The sequence below is a fragment of the Allobosea sp. WAO genome, from assembly GCF_001509835.1.
In the GTDB taxonomy this organism is placed as follows: domain Bacteria; phylum Pseudomonadota; class Alphaproteobacteria; order Rhizobiales; family Beijerinckiaceae; genus Allobosea.
In genome coordinates this window covers 117,449-137,768 of sequence record NZ_JXTJ01000010.1, presented here as the reverse complement: position 1 = coordinate 137,768, position 20,320 = coordinate 117,449, and the positions used below count along the sequence as shown (strand labels likewise).

The 20,320-nt window shown below is 67.5% G+C and carries 18 protein-coding genes and 1 other RNA gene; 13 read left to right on the top strand and 6 right to left on the bottom strand.

What is annotated here, in order from left to right; translation table 11 throughout:
* Nucleotides 1–5: 5 nt before the first annotated feature.
* From DK26_RS19825 to tkt, 4 genes are all read right to left on the bottom strand, one after another.
* Nucleotides 6–1,199 carry a phosphoglycerate kinase gene (locus tag DK26_RS19825; RefSeq protein WP_066476071.1) on the bottom strand — a complete coding sequence of 398 codons (1,194 nt, stop codon included), beginning with the start codon at nt 1,197–1,199 and terminating at the stop codon, nt 6–8.
* A 48-nt stretch (nt 1,200–1,247) separates the two neighbouring features.
* On the bottom strand, nt 1,248–1,709 hold the full coding sequence (locus tag DK26_RS19820; protein WP_066476069.1) for a hypothetical protein: 462 nt from the start codon (nt 1,707–1,709) through the stop codon (nt 1,248–1,250).
* Nucleotides 1,710–1,780: 71 nt separating this feature from the next.
* Nucleotides 1,781–2,791: a type I glyceraldehyde-3-phosphate dehydrogenase gene (gap, locus tag DK26_RS19815; RefSeq protein ID WP_066476067.1), complete on the bottom strand. Its 1,011-nt coding sequence runs from the start codon at nt 2,789–2,791 to the stop codon at nt 1,781–1,783.
* 97 nt (nt 2,792–2,888) lie between these two features.
* Nucleotides 2,889–4,886 (bottom strand): transketolase, encoded by a 1,998-nt coding sequence (gene tkt, locus DK26_RS19810; RefSeq protein ID WP_157089766.1) that lies wholly within the window; start codon nt 4,884–4,886, stop codon nt 2,889–2,891.
* Nucleotides 4,887–5,239: 353 nt separating this feature from the next.
* Between tkt and DK26_RS19805 the strand changes: the two genes are divergently transcribed.
* The 13 genes from DK26_RS19805 to DK26_RS19750 all read left to right on the top strand — a co-directional run bounded on the left by DK26_RS19805 (nt 5,240) and on the right by DK26_RS19750 (nt 15,550).
* Entirely contained in the window at nt 5,240–5,509 is a 270-nt protein-coding gene (locus tag DK26_RS19805; RefSeq protein WP_248310044.1) for a DUF4164 family protein, read from the top strand.
* Between the two features lie 14 nt (nt 5,510–5,523).
* Nucleotides 5,524–5,892 (top strand): cell division protein ZapA, encoded by a 369-nt coding sequence (locus DK26_RS19800; protein WP_066476063.1) that lies wholly within the window; start codon nt 5,524–5,526, stop codon nt 5,890–5,892.
* 95 nt (nt 5,893–5,987) lie between these two features.
* On the top strand, nt 5,988–7,052 hold the full coding sequence (locus tag DK26_RS19795) for a D-alanine--D-alanine ligase family protein (protein ID WP_066476447.1): 1,065 nt from the start codon (nt 5,988–5,990) through the stop codon (nt 7,050–7,052).
* A gap of 86 nt (nt 7,053–7,138) precedes the next feature.
* Nucleotides 7,139–7,294: non-coding RNA, 6S RNA (ssrS, locus tag DK26_RS19790), on the top strand.
* A gap of 6 nt (nt 7,295–7,300) precedes the next feature.
* The gene (locus tag DK26_RS19785) at nt 7,301–7,876 is read left to right on the top strand and encodes a 5-formyltetrahydrofolate cyclo-ligase (protein ID WP_066476061.1); all 576 of its coding nucleotides are present in this window, start codon (nt 7,301–7,303) and stop codon (nt 7,874–7,876) included.
* 73 nt (nt 7,877–7,949) lie between these two features.
* A complete protein-coding gene (locus DK26_RS19780) occupies nt 7,950–8,774 on the top strand; it encodes a TIGR00282 family metallophosphoesterase (RefSeq protein ID WP_066476059.1) in 825 nt (274 codons plus the stop codon).
* 10 nt (nt 8,775–8,784) lie between these two features.
* The gene (locus tag DK26_RS19775; RefSeq protein WP_066476057.1) at nt 8,785–9,939 is read left to right on the top strand and encodes a benzoate/H(+) symporter BenE family transporter; all 1,155 of its coding nucleotides are present in this window, start codon (nt 8,785–8,787) and stop codon (nt 9,937–9,939) included.
* Nucleotides 9,936–10,589 carry a thiamine phosphate synthase gene (locus DK26_RS19770; RefSeq protein ID WP_083533385.1) on the top strand — a complete coding sequence of 218 codons (654 nt, stop codon included), beginning with the start codon at nt 9,936–9,938 and terminating at the stop codon, nt 10,587–10,589. The genes DK26_RS19775 and DK26_RS19770 overlap by 4 nt, the downstream gene beginning before the upstream one ends.
* A complete protein-coding gene (locus tag DK26_RS19765; RefSeq protein WP_066476050.1) occupies nt 10,586–11,506 on the top strand; it encodes a tetratricopeptide repeat protein in 921 nt (306 codons plus the stop codon). Before DK26_RS19770 ends, DK26_RS19765 begins: the two co-directional genes overlap by 4 nt.
* Nucleotides 11,507–11,602: 96 nt before the next feature.
* Nucleotides 11,603–12,391: an inositol monophosphatase family protein gene (locus tag DK26_RS19760; RefSeq protein ID WP_066476049.1), complete on the top strand. Its 789-nt coding sequence runs from the start codon at nt 11,603–11,605 to the stop codon at nt 12,389–12,391.
* Between the two features lie 98 nt (nt 12,392–12,489).
* A complete protein-coding gene (locus tag DK26_RS29110) occupies nt 12,490–13,215 on the top strand; it encodes a hypothetical protein (RefSeq protein WP_157089742.1) in 726 nt (241 codons plus the stop codon).
* 107 nt (nt 13,216–13,322) lie between these two features.
* Nucleotides 13,323–14,342, top strand: a complete 1,020-nt coding sequence (locus tag DK26_RS19755) for a flagellar motor protein MotA (RefSeq protein ID WP_248310043.1) — start codon at nt 13,323–13,325, stop codon at nt 14,340–14,342.
* A 191-nt stretch (nt 14,343–14,533) separates the two neighbouring features.
* Nucleotides 14,534–15,550 (top strand): peptidoglycan -binding protein, encoded by a 1,017-nt coding sequence (locus DK26_RS19750; protein ID WP_066476047.1) that lies wholly within the window; start codon nt 14,534–14,536, stop codon nt 15,548–15,550.
* Nucleotides 15,551–15,627: 77 nt separating this feature from the next.
* On the opposite strand, the gene DK26_RS19745 is transcribed toward DK26_RS19750, so the two are convergent.
* Nucleotides 15,628–16,080, bottom strand: a complete 453-nt coding sequence (locus DK26_RS19745; RefSeq protein ID WP_066476045.1) for a GNAT family N-acetyltransferase — start codon at nt 16,078–16,080, stop codon at nt 15,628–15,630.
* A gap of 285 nt (nt 16,081–16,365) precedes the next feature.
* Complete coding sequence (locus DK26_RS19740; protein WP_157089741.1) at nt 16,366–20,286, bottom strand: autotransporter outer membrane beta-barrel domain-containing protein; 3,921 nt, start codon at nt 20,284–20,286, stop codon at nt 16,366–16,368.
* Nucleotides 20,287–20,320: the final 34 nt, after the last annotated feature.

Genomic DNA, 20,320 nt, shown 5'->3' with positions numbered 1-20,320 from the left:
AGGGCTCAGCCCTTGCGGAGCGCCTCGACGCCCGGCAGGGCCTTGCCTTCCATCCATTCGAGGAAGGCGCCGCCCGCCGTCGAGACATAGGTCAGGTCGTCGGCGACGCCGGCATGGTTCATCGCCGCTACCGTGTCGCCGCCGCCGGCGACCGCGACGAGCCGGTTGGTCCGGGCGCGCTCGGCCACCGCCTTGGCGACCGTCACCGTCGCCGTGTCGAAGGGCGGCAGTTCGAAAGCGCCGAACGGGCCGTTCCAGACCACGGTCTTGACCTTGTCGAGCCGCAGCACGACCTCGGCGACGCTGAGCGGGCCGGCATCGAGGATCATCTCGTCATCGGCGACCTCGCCGATCGAGACGACGCGGTGGCCGGGATTGGCCTTGAACTCGCGCGCCACCAGCGCATCGACCGGCAGGAGGATCTCGCAGCCGGCGGCCTTGGCCTTCTCCTCGATCTCGCGGGCGGTCGCGACGAGATCATGCTCGCAGAGCGACTTGCCGACATTGACGCCGCGCGCCGCGAGGAAGGTGTTGGCCATGCCGCCGCCAATGACGAGCAGGTCGACCTTCTTCACCAAGTTGCCAAGCAGCTCGAGCTTGGTCGAGACCTTGGCACCGCCGACGATCGCCAGCACCGGCCGCGCCGGGCTGTCGAGGCCGGCAGAGAGCGCCTCGAGTTCGGCCTGCATGGTGCGGCCAGCATAGGCCGGCAGCACATGCGCCAGCCCCTCGGTCGAGGCATGCGCCCGGTGCGCCGCGGAGAAGGCGTCGTTGACATAGACATCGCCATTGGCGGCGAGCGCCTTAACGAACTCCGGATCGTTCTTCTCGTCGCCGGCATGGAAGCGGGTGTTCTCGAGCAGCAGCACCTCGCCATTCTTGGCCGCAGCGACCGCCTTGGCGACATCCTCGCCGATGCAGTCGCCGACGAAGATCACGGGCTGGCCGAGCGCATGGGCGAGCGCCGGAACGACCTGCCTCAGGCTGTTCTTCTCATCGCGGCCCTTGGGCCGGCCGAAATGCGCCAGCAGGATGACCTTGCCCCCCTTCTCGGAGATCTCGCGGATCGTCGGCAGCACACGCTCGATCCTTGTCGCGTCGCTGACCTTGCCGTCTTCCATCGGCACGTTGAGGTCGACGCGGACGAGAACGCGCTTTCCGGCGAGGTCGGCGTCGTCGAGGGTGCGGAAAGCAGGCATCGCAGTCTCTTCCGAAGGTCGGGGCGTGGCAGGGTCAGCGTGACAGCGTCAGCGCGGCAGGCTCGGCGGCAGGATGCCGGGGACGCCGTTCTTCAGCACGATCACGGTGAGGATCACCGTTAGGACGGCGGTCACGATGCCGGTCAGCAACAGCGCGCCAAAACGCGGCGTCGCGTTGACGCGCTGGCGGAGCGTCGAGAGTTCCTCGCGCAGCCCGGCGAAATCCATGGTGCCGGCGGCGAGGTCGACCTTCTGGGCGCTGCGCTCGAGCGAGGCTTCGGCACGGGTCAACACGGCCTCGTAGCGGGCGAACTTCTCTTCGATCCGAGCCGCCTTCTCCTCGATCCGCGAGAGCTGGTCGAGCTTGCGCGGATCGCTGGCGACGGTTGGTTCGGCGGCCTTGATCTCGGCGGCGCGGGCCGCGGCGGCTTCCGCCATGGTCGGGGCGGGCGGAATAATCGCCTCGGGAGCGGGCGACGGGTTCGCGACGGTAGGCTCGATCTTGTTCATGGGCTCTGGCTTTCCCGTTCGTGAAAGTGGAATGGCCGCGCCGGGCGCGGCCATTCAGGGACCCTTCTGGGTCAGATCAGCTTGGCCATGGCGACGGCGGTGTCGCTCATCCGGTTCGAGAAGCCCCACTCATTGTCGTACCAGGTGAGGATGCGGACGAACTTCTCGTCCATCACCTTGGTCTGGTCGAGCGCGAAGGTCGACGAGGCCGGGTCATGGTTGAAGTCCATGGAGACGTTCGGCTGGTCGGTGACGGCCAGGATGCCCTTCAGCGGCCCGCGCTTGCTGGCCTTGATGATGGCCTCGTTGATCTTCTCGACCGTGGTCTTGCGCTTCGCCATGAACTTGAAGTCGACGACCGAGACGTTCGGCGTCGGCACGCGGATCGAGGTGCCGTCGAGACGGCCTTTCAGCTCGGGGATGACGAGGCCGATCGCCTTGGCGGCGCCGGTCGAGGTCGGGATCATCGAGAGCGCTGCGGCGCGGGCCCGGTAGAGATCCTTGTGCATGGTGTCGAGCGTCGGCTGGTCGCCGGTATAGGCATGGATCGTGGTCATGAAGCCCTTGTCGATGCCGACCGCGTCCTGCAGCACGCGCACGACCGGCGCGAGGCAGTTCGTGGTGCACGAGGCGTTCGAGACGACGAGGTGGTCCTTGGTCAGCTCGCCATGGTTGACGCCGTAGACCACGGTGAGGTCGGCGCCGTCGCAGGGAGCCGAGACCAGCACGCGCTTGGCGCCGGCGGCGAGATGGGCGGCCGCCTTCTCCTTGGTGGTGAAGATGCCGGTGCACTCAAGCGCGATGTCGACGCCGAGCGCCTTGTGCGGCAGGTCCTTGGGATCGCGCACGGCAGTGACTTTGATCGGCCCGCGGCCGACATCGATCGTGTCGCCCGAGACGGTGACCGTGCCGGGGAAACGGCCATGCACCGAATCGAAGCGGAAGAGATGGGCGTTGGTCTCGACCGGGCCGAGATCGTTGATCGCCACGACCTCGATGTCCTTGCGCTTCGACTCGATGATCGCGCGCAGAACGTTGCGCCCGATGCGGCCGAAGCCGTTGATCGCCACCTTGACCGTCATCTCAATCCTCTCCTTCGCCGTTCGGCGGCGCAGCCAGCGCCATTAGTGCGGGCAAATCGGCCAAACCATGGCAGATCCATGGTCTGACCACAGAAACTCAGGCGTTATGGCGCTTGATCGCCGCTTCCGCCACTGCTTCCGGCGTAATGCCGAAATGCGCGTAGACCTGCTTGTAGGGGCCGCTGGCGCCGAAGGAGGACATGCCGACGAAGCCGCCATCGGCCCCGACCACGGCGTCCCAGCCGAAGCGCACCGCCGCCTCGACCGCGATCTTGACCGGCGCCTCGCCGATGATCGCCGCCTTCACCGCCTCGTCCTGCTCCAGCAGGAGCTCGAGCGAGGGCACCGAGACGACGCGGGCGCGCACGCCCTTCTCGGCCAGGAGCTTGCGCGCCGCGACCGCGATCTCGAGCTCGGAGCCCGAGGCGAAGAGCGAGACCTGCGCCTTGCCGCCCTCGGCCGCGAGCAGCTCGTAGCCGCCCTTGGCCGAACGGTTGGTCGCCGTGCCGTCCTGACGCAGCGGCGCGAGGTTCTGACGCGACAGGGCGAGCACGGTCGGGCCGTCGGTGCGCTCCAGCGCGATCTGCCAGGCTTCTGCGGTCTCGATCGCGTCGGCCGGGCGCAGCACGCGCATGTTCGGCATCGACCGCAGCGAGGCGAGATGCTCGACCGGCTGGTGGGTCGGCCCGTCCTCGCCGAGGCCGATCGAGTCATGCGTCATCACGTAGACGACCGGCAGCCCCATCAGTGCGGCGAGGCGCATTGCCGGGCGCGCATAATCGGCGAAGACCAGGAAGGTGCCGCCGGCGGTGCGGAAGCCGCCATGCAGGGTGATGCCGTTCATCGCCGCCGCCATGGCGTGCTCGCGGATGCCGTAGCGGATGTAGCGGCCCTTCGGGGTCTTCGGGGTGAAGTCCTCGAGGCCCTTGGCCTTGGTGTTGTTCGACGGCGTCAGGTCGGCGGAACCGGAGACCAGCTCCGGCATCACCGGGACGATCGCGTCGAGCGCCAGCTCCGAGGCCTTGCGGGTCGCGACCGCCTGCGGATTGGCGGCGAGCGCCTTCTTGTGGGCGGTGACCGCCTTGCCGAGTTTGGCCGGCGGGGTCAGGCCGAGACGGCGCTCGAACTCGCCGTGCTTGCGCTCGGAGAGGCCGGCGAGCAGGTCCTGCCAGTCCTTGTGGGCGGCGGCACCGGCGGCGCCGAGGCCACGCCAGGCCTTGAGCACGTCGGCGGCGACCTCGAACGGTCCGCCGGTGATGCCGAGCGCCTTCTTGGCGGCGGCGAGTTCCTCGGCGCCGAGCGGCTCGCCATGGGCCTTGGAGGTGCCGGCCTTCTTCGGCGCGCCGAAGCCGATCACCGTCTTGCAGGCGATCATGGTCGGCTTGTTGGACTTCTGGGCGCGGCGGATCGCGGCCTCGATCGCATCGGGATCATGGCCGTCGACGCGCTCGGACTTCCAGCCGCAGGCTTTGAAGCGGGCGACCTGGTCGACCGAATCGGAGATCGACAGCGGCCCGTCGATCGAAATGCCGTTATCGTCCCAGAGCACGATCAGCTTGTTGAGCTTGTGATGGCCGGCGAGCGCGATCGCCTCCTGGCTGATGCCCTCCATCAGGTCGCCGTCGGAGGCCAGCACATAGGTCTTGTGGTCGACCAGCTTCTTGCCGAACTCGGCGGCGAGCATGCGCTCGGCCATCGCCATGCCGACCGCGGTGGCGAGCCCCTGGCCGAGCGGGCCGGTGGTGGTCTCGACGCCCTTGGTCATGAAGTTCTCGGGATGCCCCGGGGTCTTCGATTCGAGCTGGCGGAACTTCTTGAGGTCGTCGAGCTCGAGGCCGCCCGTGCCGGTCAGGTAGAGCAGCGCGTAGATCAGCATAGAGCCATGGCCGGCCGAGAGCACGAAGCGGTCGCGGTCGGGCCAGGTCGGCGCGGCCGCATCGTACTTCATGATGCGCGAGAACAGCACCGCGGCGATGTCGGCTGCGCCCATCGGCAGGCCGGGATGGCCGGACTTGGCCTGCTCGACGCCGTCCATGGCGAGCGAGCGAATGGCGTTGGCGAGCCGCTCATGTTGGGCGCGGTCGATCGCTGGCATCGTCATTGGCTCACTCCGGGGGATGGGACATCCGCTCACGCGTGAAAACAGGCCGGCGAGCGGGAAACGGTTGCAGAAAAAGGCGCGCGTTCGATAGGCCCTCGCCGCGAGCGGAGTCAATTCGATCAGCGCAGGCGATTTCGGCGCAATCCACCGCTACGCGTGGGAAGGATCACCCGCCTTACCCCGACAAATCCTGTGAATCGCCCAGCCGTTCAGAGCCTTAGGGATGGCTCATGGCGCAGGCCGATCTTTCGGGGTGCGGCGACATGCACTAGGATTCCGAATCGGTTGAGCCGGTTTGTCCGGCCTGAAAAGGAAGAAACGTGGCGTTTCCAGCATTGGATCACGCCTTGTCGCGCCTCGAAGGCGCGCTCGGCCAGCTCGAAGCGGCCGCCCGCCGGCGGCTCGAAGCCGAGCGCGGTCGTGCCAATCTCGAAACCGAGCTGACGCTGATGCAGGACGACCGGGCCCGCCTCGCCGTCGAGCTCGACGGTACCATGGCCAAGCTCGGCCATGTCCAGGGCGCCGCCGAGGAGGTCGACCGGCGGCTCGACAAGGCGATGACGGCCCTGCACGAAATGGTCGCGCGCGCCGAAGCGCCGGGCGACGCCGAAAGCTGAAGAAAGACAAAGACATGCCGCAGGTGAACGTCACCATAGCCGGCAAGGCCTACCGAATGGCCTGCGGCGAGGGCGAGGAGCCCCATCTGGAGGATCTCGCTCGCATCTACGACGGTAAGATCGAGGAAATGCGCCAGGCCTTCGGCGAGATCGGCGATATGCGCCTGCATGTCATGGCGGCGCTGATGGTCGCCGACGAGGTCAGCGAGTTGCAGAGGAAGGTCGCCAGGTTGGAAGACCACCTCGCCTCCCTGCAGGGCGACGCCGGCTCGGCCGACCAGCGCGCCGGCGAGATCGAGCAGCGCGCGGCCGATGCGCTCGAGGCAGCGGCCGAGCGCATCGAGGGCGTGGCGCGAAGCCTGCTTCCGACCGCGGCAGGCTGATCGGACTATCGTCGCGAGCAGCCTGCCGCCTTTGCAATTCCTCAATCATCCCCGACTGAGGCTCGCAGCTGAACGAGTCGATAAGGGCGATGATGATGAGCGACAGGGTCCGGGTGGCAATTCTCCTCGGCGGCAAATCCGCCGAGCACGAGGTTTCGCTGATGTCCGCCGCCAATGTGGTGAAGGCGATCGACAAGGCGGCCTACGACGTCGTGCCGATCCTGATCACCAAGACCGGCCTGTGGCGCGAACTCGAACTTGAGAACGGCGTCCTGCCCGATCCGATCCCGCAGGACGGCGCCGAGCTCTGCCTGCTGCCCGGCGGCGGCGGGCGCCTGCTGCGCCTGCAGGACGGCGCCGCGCCGCAGACCCTGCCGAAGATCGACGTGCTCTTCCCGGTGCTGCACGGGCTCGACGGCGAGGACGGCTCGGTTCAGGGGCTGGCTGCGGTCGCCGGCGTCCCGCTCGCCGGTTGCGGTATCGTCGGCTCGGCCAATGCGCTCGACAAGGACATTGCCAAGCGGCTGCTGCGGGAGGCCGGGCTGGGCGTAGCGCGCTCGCTCACCGTCCGGCTGGGCGAGATGCTGAGCTTCGATCAGGCCACGGAAGCACTCGGCCTGCCGCTCTTCGTCAAGCCGGCCCGGCAGGGCTCCTCGGTCGGCGTCAGCAAGGCGACGACCGCAGAGGGCTTCGCCGTGGCGCTGGGCGAGGCCTTCCGCTACGACCGCGTCGTCCTCGTCGAGGAGTTCATCGAAGGCCGCGAGATCGAGCTCAGCGTGCTGGAACAGGTCGATGGCGAGACCATCGTCTCGCTGCCGGGCGAGATCGCCGCCGCCGCGAGCCACGGCTTCTACACCTACGAGGCGAAGTACATCGACGAGGATGGCGCCCGCGTCGAGGTGCCCGCCAATCTGCCGCAGGATACGATCGCGAACCTCCGGCTCCTGGCGAAGCGCGCCTTTTACGCACTCGGCTGCGACGGCATGGCCCGTGTCGACTTCTTCCTGCGCCCGGACGGCAGCGTACTGGTCAACGAGATCAACACCATCCCCGGCTTCACCGACATCAGCATGTTCCCGAAGGCGCTCGCCGCCAGCGGCGTCGCCTATCCCGACCTGATCGACCGCGTGATCCGCCACGGACTGGCCCGCGGGGCCTGAGCTGCAAGCTTAGCTCGCCGCACAATTTCTGGGGTGATCGCATGAACCCTCTGGCGCTTTGCCGGCATGCGCCTTACCTTGTCCGTGCGGGGCTGCCTGGTGCGTGAGAGTCATGTATTCCCGGGCCCATACGACTCCCTAGGGAGCTGTCCCTGACTGGGTCCCTGGACCCGGACACACGGCGCCCACCTACTTTGTAGGTGTCCCGGGATCGAAATCTCCACGGCCGAGGTGGCTCCGCACTTTCCATGACCGAAGCCGCCTCTCCCGCCCCCTCCCCCCGCAAGGCCCAGCTGCGTGCCGAGGCCCTGGCCCGGCGCGACGCGCTCGAACTCGACGACCGCCTGATCTGGGACGAGGCGATCACCGAACGGGTGCTGGCCCTGCCGGCCTTCCCGCAAGGCCCGGTCTCGGCCTATTGGCCGATGCGCTCCGAGGCCGATCCGCGCCCGATCCTCGAAGCGTTGCATGAACGCGGCCTGACGCTCTGCCTGCCGGCGATCGTCGGCGGACGCATGCATTTCCGGCGCTGGGCGCCCTGGGAGCCGATCGTCCCCGGCGGCTTCGGCACGCTGGTGCCGCACCCTTCCGAGGCCGAGGCTCGGCCGGCCGTGCTGATCGTGCCGCTAGCCGCCTTCGACCGGCGCGGCTACCGCATCGGCTACGGCAAGGGCTATTACGACCGCGCCATCACCGAGCTGCGCCCGATAGCGACTGTCGGCATCGGCTATGCCGCCCAGGAAATCCCGGCCGTCCCCGATGAGTCGCATGATCGCAGTCTCGACTGGATCGTCACCGAGAACGAAACCATACGCTGCGCCTGAGCCGCACGGCGGTTGATTTGCCGACGCAATCGCGGCAGTGAAAGCGACCGCTGCTGCCACAGAGACCCCGACAATGCGTCTACTCTTCCTCGGCGACATCGTCGGGCGCGCCGGCCGCCAGGCCGTGCTCGATCGCCTCCCCGGCCTGCGCCAGCGCTGGAATCTCGACTGCGTCGTCATCAATGGCGAGAACGCCGCCGGGGGCTTCGGCATCACCGAGGCGATCTGCGACGAGATCCTCGCCGCCGGCGCCGACGTCGTCACCCTCGGCAACCATTCCTGGGACCAGCGCGAGGCGCTGGTCTTCATCGAGCGACAGCCCCGGCTGATCCGACCCGCCAACTACCCGCCCGGCACGCCCGGACGCGGCGCCGCCGTGGTCGAAGCCAGGAACGGCGCCCGCGTCCTCGTCGTCAACGTCATGGGCCGTCTGTTCATGGACCCCCTCGACGACCCCTTCGCCGCGGTCGAGCGCGAGCTGTCCGCCTGCCCGCTGCGCGACGTCGCCGATGCGGTCGTGGTCGATTTCCACGCCGAGGCGACCAGCGAGAAACTGGCCATGGGCTATTTCCTCGACGGCCGCGCCAGCCTCGTCGTCGGCACCCACACCCATGTCCCGACCGCCGACACCCGCATCCTGCCGGGCGGCACGGCCTACCAGTCCGATGCCGGCATGTGCGGCGACTATGATTCGATCCTCGGCATGCAGAAGGACGAGTCGATCCGCCGCTTCCTGCAGAAGACGCCGGGCTCCAGGCTCGAGGCCGCTCTCGGCCAGGGCACGCTCTCCGGCATCGCCGTCGAGACCGACGACGTCAGCGGCCTCGCTAAATCGGTTTCGGCGGTGAGGATCGGCCCCGAGCTCGATCAGGCCTGGCCGACCGCCTGGGATTCGTAAGGGCGCGCCGATGTCGCAGCTCTTCTCGGCCCTCGTCGCGGTCTTCGTCGGCTATGCGGCCTCGGTCGCGGTCGTGTTGGCGGCGGCGCAGGCGCTGGGCGCGACGCCGGGCCAGACCGTCTCCTGGCTCGCAGGCCTTGCCATCGCCAAGGGGCTCGCCAGCCTGATCCTGTCCTGGCGGCACCGCATGCCGATCATCTGCGCCTGGTCGACGCCGGGCGCAGCCCTGATCGCGGCGGCGAGCGGCGTCGACATGGCCTCGGCCGTCGGCGCCTTCCTCGCCGCGGCCGCGCTGATGATGGCGACCGCCGCCTTCCGCCCGCTCGGCGCGCTGGTCGAGCGCATCCCGATGAGCATCGCCGCGGCGATGCTGGCCGGCGTGATCTTCCGCTTCGTCGTCGCGGTCTTCGACGAGATGCGCCTGCAGCCGGCGCTGGTGCTGACCCTGCTCGTCGTTTTCCTGCTGGCGCGGCTGTGGAACCCTTTCCTCGGCGTCATCGCGGCGCTGGGCGCAGGCCTCGCCCTTGCCTTCGCCACCGGCACCGCGACATTGCCGGCCGGACCGGTTGCGCTCACCCATATCGAGCTGATCGTCCCGCATCTCGACCTGACGGCGATCCTCGGCATCGGCATACCGCTCTATCTCGTCACCATGGCCGCGCAGAACCTGCCGGGCTTCGCCGTGCTGCGCGCCTCCGGCTATCACCCGCCGACCGCCTCCTGCCTGTTCGTCACCGGGCTGATGTCCTTCCTGACCGCGCCGACCGGCGCGCATATGGTCAACATGGCCGCGATCAGCGCCTCGATCTGCACCGGCGCCGACACCCATCCCGATCCGAAGGAGCGCTGGAAGGCCGGCATCTGGTATGCTTTCTTCTGGCTTGCCATCGCCGCCACCGCAGGCCTCCTGCTGGCGCTGATCCTCGCCATGCCGAAGGCGCTGATCGTCGCCGTCGCCGGGCTCGGCCTCGTCGGTTCGCTCACCGGGGCGCTCGGCCAGGCGATGGGCAGCGACAAGGAGCGCTTCGCCGCGGTCGTCACCTTCGCCGTCGCCGCCTCGAGCCTGTCGCTTTTCGGCGTCGGCTCGGCCTTCTGGAGCCTCGTTGCCGGCCTCGCGGTCTTGACATTGGACCACGTCGCGGGCCGTTTGCGCAGCCGATCATGAGCACACAACCGCCCCGCACCCGCCTGATGCTGGTCACGCCTCCGGTCCTCGACCCCGGCGCGATCTCCTTTCGCCTGATGCAGGCCTTCGCCGGTGGCGATGTCGCCGCCGTGCTGCTGCGGCTCGCGCCCGGCGACGAGCGCAGCCTGACCGAGCGCGTCAAGGCGCTCGCTCCTGCTGTGCAGGCCCAGAACGTCGCGCTCGTCGTCGAGGCCTCGGCCCAGGTCGCCAGCCGCGGCGGCGCCGACGGGGTCCACATCACCGAGGGCATCGAGGCGATCGCCGAAGCGCGCTCCAGCCTGCGACAGGAACGGATCATCGGCGTCGGCGGCCTGCGCGCGCGCCATGACGCCATGGATGCCGGCGAGGCCGGTGTCGACTATGTGATGTTCGGCGAGCCGCGCCCGGACGGCTCGCTGCCGCCTTTGCCGGCGGTGATCGAGCGCGCCTCCTGGTGGGCCGAGATCTTCGAGACGCCCTGCATCGCCTATGCGCCGGACGCCGAGTCCGTGCCGGCGCTGGTCGAGACCGGGGCCGAATTCCTCGCGCTCGGCGAATGGCTCTTCGCCGAGGATGTCGACATCCGCGCCGAAGTCGGCGCCGCCGATGCCGCGATTGCCGATCACGCGGCGCGCAAGGGGGTCCGATGAGGCTGCGCTTCGCCCTGCTGGCGCTGGCCTTCGCCCTGCCGGCCCGGGCGGCGGAGCCCGACCTCGCCTATGGCGCCTATCAGGCCGGCCATTATCGCCGCGCCCAGACGGAAGCGCTGAAGCGGCTGGAGGCCAACCCGAACGACGCCGCCGCGATGACCCTGCTCGGCGAGATCTACCGCCAGGGCCTAGGCGTGCGCGACGACGCGACCGCCGCGGCCGACTGGTACCGGCTCGCCGCCGAGAAGGGCGACGTCAACGCCGTCTTCGGTCTCGCCATGGCGACCCTGGAAGGCCAGGGCGCGCCGCGCGATCCGGCCAAGGCCGGCGCCCTGCTGGAAAAGGCTGCAGCCGCCGGCCACCCGGCCGCGAACTACAATCTCGCGCTCGCTTTGCTCGCGACCGGCAAGCCCGAGGACGACAAGCGCGCCATCGCCAGCCTCGAACTCGCCGCCGGTGCCGGGCTCGGAGACGCGATGCACGCGCTCGCGGTGCTCAGCAAGCTCGGCCGCGGCGGTCCCGCCGACGCCCAGAAGGCGGCACAGTGGATGGCCAAGGCCGCCGCCAGTGGCAATCTCGCCGGCGAGGTCGAATACGCGATCATGCTGTTCAATGGCGACGGCGTCGCCAAGGACGAGCGCGCCGCTTCGCGGCTCTTGATCCGCGCCGCCAACAAGGGCAACGCCATCGCCCAGAACCGGCTGGCCAAGCTCTACCAGTTCGGCCGCACCGTGCCGCCCGACCTCGCCGAGGCCGCCGCCTGGCACCTGGCGGCCCGCGCCCAAGGCCTTCCCGACGCGGCACTCGACGATCTGCTGGAGCGGCTTTCGCCGGAGCAGCTCGCCCGCGTCGCCCGCCTCGCCGCCGACCGGATCGAGGCCACGGCCTTGACGACGCCGAGCCAACCGAGCAAGTGACGGCCGAACGCGCGCCGCGCAGGCGGCGCCGACCATCCTCGCTCTTTGATAGCCTGCCCCTTTTCGTAGCGCCCGCCGCGCCCTGAGGTTCTGAAGATGATCCGTTCCCCGCTTATGACCGTGATGACCGACGCCGTGATGAAGGCGTCGCGTTCGCTGAAGCGCGATTTCGGCGAGGTCGAGAACCTGCAGGTTCTGGCCAAGGGCCCGGGCGACTTCGTCTCCAAGGCCGACCACAAGGCCGAGGAGATCCTGCGCGCGGCCCTGGAGAAGGCACGCCCGGGCTACGGCTTCGTCATGGAGGAGAGCGGCGTCGTCGTCGGCACCGACGAGAGCAACCGCTGGCATATCGATCCGCTCGACGGCACCCACAACTTCCTGCGCGGCATTCCGCACTGGAACATCTCGGTCGCCCTGGAGCGAGACAACCAGTTCATCGCCGGCGTGGTCTACGACGCCGCCAAGGACGAGCTCTTCATCGCCGAGAAGGGCAAGGGCGCCTATGTCAACAACCGCCGCATGCGCGTTTCCGGCCGCCGCGAGTCGGCGGACATGCTGATCGGCATGGGCGTGCCGCATATCGGCAAGGGTGGCCACCCGCTCTTCCTGAGAGAGCTCGGCGCGGTGATGAGCCGCTTCGCCAATGTCCGCCGCATGGGCTCGGCCGCGCTCGACATCGCCTATGTCGCCGCCGGACGCATGGACGCCTATTGGGAGCGCGGCCTCAACACCTGGGATTTCGGCGCAGCAGCCGTGATGGTGCGCGAGGCCGGCGGCACCTTCGGCACGCTCGACGGCAAGCAGCCGACCTCGGCCCATGACGTGATCTGCGGCAACGAGGCCGGCGAGCCAGCCCTGCGCGCCGCGCTGAAAACCGTGCTTTAAACAGATTGCAACGAGTTTCTGCTCAATCTTGAGTTGCGCAAGACAGCCCGGCAAGAATTTGCCGGGCTGTCTGCCTCAGATGGGCAGAAGGCACCTATATGCTGGATAAAATCATCGCATTTTACAGCAGAAATAACAAAAATCAGCAATTCTACGAATATGTAATTATATCTCTTGCCGTAATCCATATTGTAATAATAAGCAACATCCCTACAATTCTCGATGCTCATCCAATACGAATTTTTGACATATTACTCAACTCGACATTATTCATTTTTGCGATACTGCCAATTTTAGCCGTACGACAACTGTGGAAAATCAACAAAGCCGCCCGCTTCTTCCTGTCGGCATCGCCAGGACGCGCCTCCAGGCGGGTGCGGGCAGGTCGCCTTGAGAACGCAATAATCACGGAAATCGAAACTGCCAAAAAACTACCCAAAAAAGAAACTAGAACACATATCAACCATAAAATTGATGAATTGTTTGGAAAATACACCACACTATCATTTCTTTACATGATTCCATTTTCTTTTATGATTATTGTCTGGTTAATAATAGGATTCAACTATCACAATTCAGTCTTTGAATTGATTCAAAACCAAGCATCCGGACAGTGGGACAAAATATCTAAACTGGCTGAAATTCACAGCTCGAAAACAAATCTTGTAACGAATTTGCTCTGGGCTACCGTTGCACTACAAATCGCGTCGCAACTTGCTGTAAAGGCGGCCTATAGCGACCTGCGCAACGCCGTCGAAGGTTGGTTGATGAGTGAGCCCATGAAGAGCGGGGCCGAGGCAATCTCACCCTCGACAGCCCCCTGACTCCACGCCCGAGGAACTTCATCTGAACGAGCCGCATTCGCGCTTGATCCCGGCGTGGCGGGAGGCGACATTGCCGGAGGCGGAGAAACCGGAACGGAATACCACGCATGGCCAATGACGAAGCGGCCCCGGAGGCCGTGGCGCGGGAGAATGCGGCTGCGGCCCCGATGTCCGCGCTGCATTCCGAAACGCTCCGCTTCTCGCGGCCGCTGCGCTATTTCATTCGCGCTTTGGTCTTCCTGGCGCTGATCGGCTTCCTGATCTTCATCCTCCAGGCCGGCCTGCGCTCCGCCTTCATGACCAATCCGGGCCTGAACGGCCTGATCGTCGGCGCGCTCGCGGTCGGCGTCCTGATCGCACTGCGCGAGCTCTGGCGCGTCGACAGCGAGGCCCGTGCCGCGACGCGGCTGGCCGCCAGCCCGGCCGACGCCGCCATTCGCCGCTCGCAGGTGATCAGCCCGCTCGCCTCCGTCCTGCCGGCGCTGCAGCGCCGCAGCCTTGCCTCCGACCAGGCCGCGAGCCTGCTCGAATCGATCGCGGTCAGGCTCGACGATGGCCGCGAAGTGCTGCGCTATCTCGCCGGCCTGCTCGTCTTCCTCGGCCTGCTCGGCACCTTCTGGGGCCTGCTAGACACGGTGTCCTCGGTCGGCAACGTCATCAAGAGCCTGCGCACCGGTGCAGAGTCCGGCGTTCTCTTCGACGAGCTCAAGGCCGGCCTCGCTGCGCCTCTCGCCGGCATGGGCCTGTCCTTCTCGTCCTCGCTCTTCGGCATCGCCGGCTCGCTGGTACTCGGCTTCCTCGAACTCCAGGTGGCGCAGGCCCAGCGCCGCTTCCGCAACGAGATCGAAGGCTATCTCGGCGCCAGCACCACCGCGAGCCAGGCAGCCAGCCTCGACGGGCTCGGCGAGCGCTTCGACAAGCTCCATGCCGCGATCCAGGAAGGCGCCAACAGCCGCGCCGCCGCGCAGGCCATGGCCAATCTCGCCGAGGGCATTCAGGGCCTCGTCCAGCACATGCGTTCCGAGCAGCAGCTGATTCGCGACTGGGTCGAGGCCCAGGCCGCGCGCGAAAAGGATCTGAAGCGCCTGATAGAGCGCCTCGCGGCCGATACGGTGGCGGAGCCATGAGCACGCCACAGATAGCGATGACGAATCTCCTGCTCGTATTCCCGCGGGTCGTCCCGGGCGACTGCAAGGAGACCCGGGACCCATGCCGGAGCCTTACCGAAAGAGGTTCAGGCATGGGTCCCGGCTCTTCGCTTTGCTCCGGCCGGGACGACCGGGGTATAGAAGCATCCGCTTGAGGAGCATCTGAGCGCATGGCCCTGTCCCGCTCCCACCGCCGCGAGGACGTCAATTTCTGGCCGGGCTTCGTCGACGCGCTTTCGACGATGCTGATCGGCATCGTCTTCCTGCTGTCTGTCTTCGTGCTCGGGCAGTTCTTCCTGTCGCAGGAGATCTCCGGCAAGGACACGGTGCTCGACCGGCTGAATCGCCAGCTTTCCGAGCTCACCGACCTCCTGGCGCTCGAACGCGCCGCCGGCAAGGATGCCAAGGATTCGCTTGCCTTGCTGCAGTCGACGCTGACCACCGAGCAGGCCGAGCGCGGCCGCATCCAGGGCATGCTCGACAGCGTCAACGGCAATGCCCCGGCCCAGCTCGCCGAGAGCCAGAAGGCGCTGGAGGCCGAAAAGCAGCTTTCGGCGCGGGCCCAGGCCACCGTCGAGCTGGTCAACCAGCAGATCCTCGCCATGCGCCGCCAGCTCGCCGCGCTCGAGGAGGCTATCGGCGCCGCCGAAGCCAAGGACAAGGAAGCGCAGACGCGCATCGCCGAGCTCGGCTCGCGCCTCAATGTCGCGCTGGCTCAACGCGTCCAGGAACTGGCGCGCTACCGCTCCGACTTCTTCGGCCGCCTGCGTCAGGTGCTCGGTACGCGGCCGGACATCCGCGTCGTCGGCGACCGCTTCGTCTTCCAGTCCGAGGTCTTCTTCGACGCCGGTCAGGCGGTGCTGAAGCCGGAAGGCCGCGCCGAGCTCGACAAGCTCGGCACGATCATCGCCGATCTCGGCCGCGAGATGCCGCCCGACCTGCCCTGGATCCTGCGCGTCGACGGCCATACCGACAACCGGCCGATCCGCTCGGCCCAGTTCCCCTCGAACTGGAACCTCTCGACCGCCCGTGCCGTCGCCGTGGTCGAGTATCTGATCACCAAGGGCATTCCGGCCGACCGCATCGCCGCGACCGGCTTCGGCGAGTTCCAGCCGCTCGACGTCGCCAACAATGACGAGGCCTGGCGCCGCAACCGCCGCATCGAGTTCAAGATCACCGAGCGCTGATACGCGCCGGAAGCGAATGCGGCCGAAGCCGCATTCGCAGGGCTCGGCAGGACGACGCGCGCCGCCCTGCCGGCTCGTCAGGCCCCCAGGCGCATCTGCGCGTTCTCGAACGGCAGGCCCTCATCGTCCTGCGCCCGCCGCGACAGCTCCTTGAAGCCGAGCGCTTCGTAGAAGGCGTAGGCCTGCTTGTTGTCGGTGTAGACCTCGAGCATGAGCTCGCCCTTCAGCTTCAGCGCATGGGCGACCAGGGTCCGGCCGATGCCGTTCCCCTGCTGGCCGGAGGCGACGAACAAGCCGCCGATGAAATGCTCGAGCAAGCTGACGAAGCCGACCGGCTCGCCCGCGCGACAGGCCACCCAAGTCTCGGCCTCGGGGAGATATCTCGTCTCGATCAGGACGCGCTGCTCGCGCAGGCGCTCCTCGCCGATAAAGGGGTGGGCCAGGAGCGAAGCCTCGAACCAGATGGCCGACAGCGCTTCGAGATCCGTCGACGTCTCATAGGCGCGGATCGTCGTTTCCACGTTTTTCATGATGTTTCCGCAGATGGGAATGCAAACAGAGAAGCCCTCAAGGGGGCTAATGACACCGCGAGATGCGGTTCAGATGAGGCCTCTGCGCATTAACTTCCTTCTGCTGATGCCAGCCCTGTAGCGTCAAAGCCGACGGAGCTCAAGGCCCCTTTCTCAATGGCGAGCGCCACCAAACGGCAAGGCTTACAGACTCGGCCTGCGAGCGAAGGGAGACCTGTCGCAGGCTTCAAAGCAGCCCAGCTGCCGGGCACTTTGGCAGCCCCGTGAAAAGACATCGAAGCGCCCTCACCACGAAACCTTCACCCCGAGCCTTCCGTCATAGGCGTGGGAACGGCCATCGAGGCCGACGGAGTAGCCCGCCGAGGCGTAGAGCGCGACATTGCGGGCGATCTGGGCGTCGACGCCCGCCTTGAGCTCGGCCCAGCTGCCGCCGAGATCGGAGCGGAAGGGGATGAAGCCGGTCGCCGAGGAGAAGGAGGTCTTGGGGTTGCCCAAAAACTCGTTCCACAGGCTCGCCTTCAGCCAGGCGGTCAGCATCCGCGGCCGCCCGCCGGTTGCCGGCTCCTCCAGCGTCCAGCTCTTGGCGAGCCGCCCGCCGATCCGGCCGGCGAGCGAGTCGGCGTCGGAGAAGCGGACCAAGGCCGCGGCATCAGCCGCGGTTCCACTCGAGATCGTCTGGTAGACGATCTGCGCCTGCGGCTCGATGATCCAGCCTTGGCCGAGCGCGATCGGATAGCCGCCTTCCAGCGAGGCCGCGAAGCCGAAGGCGTCCCGGTTGAGCACGAAGCCGCGCCGGGAATCGGCCTTGGCATCGTACCATGTGCCCTGGACCACGCCGTCGAGATACCAACCCGCGGCGCCGAAATGCGTCCAGTAGGCGCCGAGCGACGTGGCGTCGATCGTGTTGCGCCCGGCCCTGATGCCGTTGAAATGCGTGACGTCGCCTTCAATCCGGCCGACCCCGCCATAGATGCCGGCATGGTCGCGCGAGCCGTCGGCATTGTAGCTGCGGTAGAGGTCGAGCCCGGCCTGGAAGGCATAGAGGTCGTAGTCGAAGTTCGGGCCGTTGCGCAGAATGCCCCAGGCCCCGCCATCCTGCTCGCCACGCCGGCCGATCACCCGGGCCCAACCCGACGAGACATAGGAGCGTCCGGGCGCGATCGCGCTCGCCGGCAATTGCACGATCGTAGTGCAGCGAAAGTTTTTCTCGGGGTTCTTGCACCAGATCGTCCGTTCCTCGGTCACCGGCACAGCCTCCGGCGGCCTGAGTTCGCCGACCCGCTCGTGCAGGCTGTCGAGCAGCGTGCGGCCATAGATCAGCTGCATCGCCGGCAGCGCCGCGTAGAGCGAGGTTTCCTGGCGGTAGTTCGGGATCACCACGGGCGCCGGCCGCGGTGTCGGCGGTGTCGGGGTCGGCGGCGTCGGTGCGGGCCCCGGATCCGGCGGGGTCGGCTCGGGCGGAGTCGGGGTCGGCGGCTCCGGCGGCACCGCGATATGCGAGCGCAGATACCAGTTCTGCGGCCCCGACGTGTCGACGCTGCCGCGGAAGAGCAGGTATTCATAAGGGCCTGCGACCACCGGATGCCCCAGCGTGAAGGTGCCGGGCACCGTGGTGCCCCCGTTGATCGCGTCCACCACAAGGATGCCGTTGGCGATGGTCAGATCGCCAGGGCCAATCGTATTGGCGATCAGGAGCGGCGAACGTCCGGATGCCTGCCCGCCATCGATGATCAGGCGGTCGGATGGCGATGCGTCAGCGCCGAGGAAGGTGTTCAGGCCGATGCGGCCGTCGATGCCGACGTAGTTCACGACCGTCAGAGTCTTGTAGCTGGCGAGCAGCGCCGGGTCGCCAGTCGGCGGCGTGTACTGGATCAGGCTGGGATCGTTGACGAGATTGGTGACATTCGAGTTGCCCGTCATGATCCAGGTGCTGTCGACCAGCGTCACGTTCGAGACACTGCCGGGCGCGGTGAAGGCCGAGCCGATGACGGTCGAGTTGGTCAGCGTCACATTGGCGAGGCCGGGGACAACCGGCAGACCGGGCGGCGCCCCGATTGGCGGGAGCCCCATCGGAGGCGGAAGATCGGGATCAGGCGGGTCGGGCACGCCAGTCTGCGGCGGCGACTGGATCAGTGGCGGGAAATCCGTACTCTGTCCGACGCGAAGCCACTCCCCGCTTCCGCCTGCCGTCGAGTTCGTCAGCGAGACATTGCCGTTCCCCGCGACGCCGATCGTCGGGCCGCTGAGATTGGCAAGCCTGCTATCGGTGAAGCGGGCATTGGACACCGCATCGGGCGCGCCGATGACGAAGAGTGCCGCCGAAGCCCCACCCGTTGCGACCACGCTTGCATTGTTGCCCACGATCAGACCGCCCGCTTCGGCGACCGAGCCATGCGCCGCCAGGCCGGACGCCACGACATCCGTCCGGTTCATCGTCACCGAAGTCGGATTGTCGCGCGAAAGCGCGCCATGCGCGCCGGCACCTTGCGTCCGGACTTGGGAATCGTTGGCGACCACCCGCGCCTCGCCGCGTCCGGTGACCGGCCGGGTGCCGTAGTCGCCGAGCACGGCGCGCAGGCCCACGGCATTGATTCCGGTCGTCAGGACGACAGCCCTGTTGACCGTCGCGAGGGCCAGCGGCGCGGAAATGTCGTTGCGCGACTGGGCCGCGACGGCATGCGCGAGATTGCCGCTGGTCGTGATCGAAAGATCGCTGGCCGTCAGGTTTGCGGCGAATTGCGCCCCCGTCTGCTCGGTCACGGAGAAAAGCCCGATGCCGCTGGTCCCGGAGGTCGTGACCCGGCCCTGGGAGAAGGTCGCAACGCCGCCATCGTCCGCGACGACACCCATCGCGAGCAGGCCGGAGGTTGTCACCGTCGTCCCGGTCGCGGTCAGGATGCCATTGGGGTTGCGCGCCGTGAGAGCGTGCGGACGGGCTCCCGACCGGACCTCGCCTCCGGTGGTGGTGACCACGGCGTCGGTGAGGTTGATCGTCCCGTCGAGGTCGGCGATGACGCCCATGGCGTTGTCGTTGCCGGAGGTCGTTACCGTGACATTCGTCGCATTGACGCTGCCGCCGCCCGAGGCCGCGATGCCGGGGCTGTCGCGGCCATCCGTGGTCGAGGACCCGCCCGTCATGGTCGCGGTCGCGCCAGAATTCACACGCAGGCCATAGCCGATCAGCGTCGGGCCGCTGACGCCCTGTATCGCCGTATTCGTCAGCGTGACCGCGGAGCCGGCGTCCTGGACCAAGACCGAAGTTGGCCCGGCAGAAGACAACGTGCCGCCGCTGACATTCGCCTGCCCCCCACCGGCGACGAACAGCGCGTTGGCACGATTGCCCGCTGCCGAAACGCCGGTGTTGGCGATCGTCGCGGTCGATCCAGCGCCCTGGATCGATATGCCGGTACCCCGCTGCCCGGTCATCGTGATGGTGCTGCTGGTGAGGCTGAGCTGCCCCCCGCTGAGCACGCGCGCGCCCGCGGCGGGATCGGTGTCGGCGGCGGAGGTGGCGCTCGACGTGATCGTCGCGCCGGTCAGGGAGACCGCGCCACCACTCTCGATGCGGACCGGGCTCGAGAAGTTACCCGTCGTGCCGAGGGTGAGGTTCGTACCGGTGATCTGGCTGCCCGCTCCGGTCGCGAACAGGGCATGGCCTCCGGCGATCACCGCCGTGCCGACGCCGGTCGTCGAGATCGCTGTGCCGTCGAGAAGGATACTGCCGCCATTCTGGGCGAAGGCACCGAAGGACGCTCTCGAGCGCGTCGCGATCGTTCCGCCCGTGACGTTGATGAGGCTTCCGGCACCATCTGAAACGAGCGCGTTATTGTTCAGCCCACCGGCCGCCCCCAGTGTCGTGACATTGGTGTTCACGAGCGTGACCGCGCCTCCCGAGAGCGCGCTCACCCCGATCAGGTTGTTGGCCACGGTCGTGCCGTTCGCCGGACCGAGCGTAACGCTGGAGCCGGTGGCGCTGACGGAGCTGCCCGTCCCGGTAGCCTGGAGGCCGATCTGTCCGGCTGCCGTCGCGGTCGTGATCGCGGTCGTCGCGAGCGTGCTGCCGTTGAACAGAATCGCGGCTGTGTTCTGAGCCCGCGCACCGGTCGTCGTGGCAGCGGCGAGGTTCGTGGTGATGCCGTTGCCGGTGATCAGTCCGCCCGCTCCGGTGGCGCTGAGGCCAATCGCGTTCGCGGGTGTGACGGTCACCACCGTCCCCGGCGTCACCGTGCATGGCGAGCCA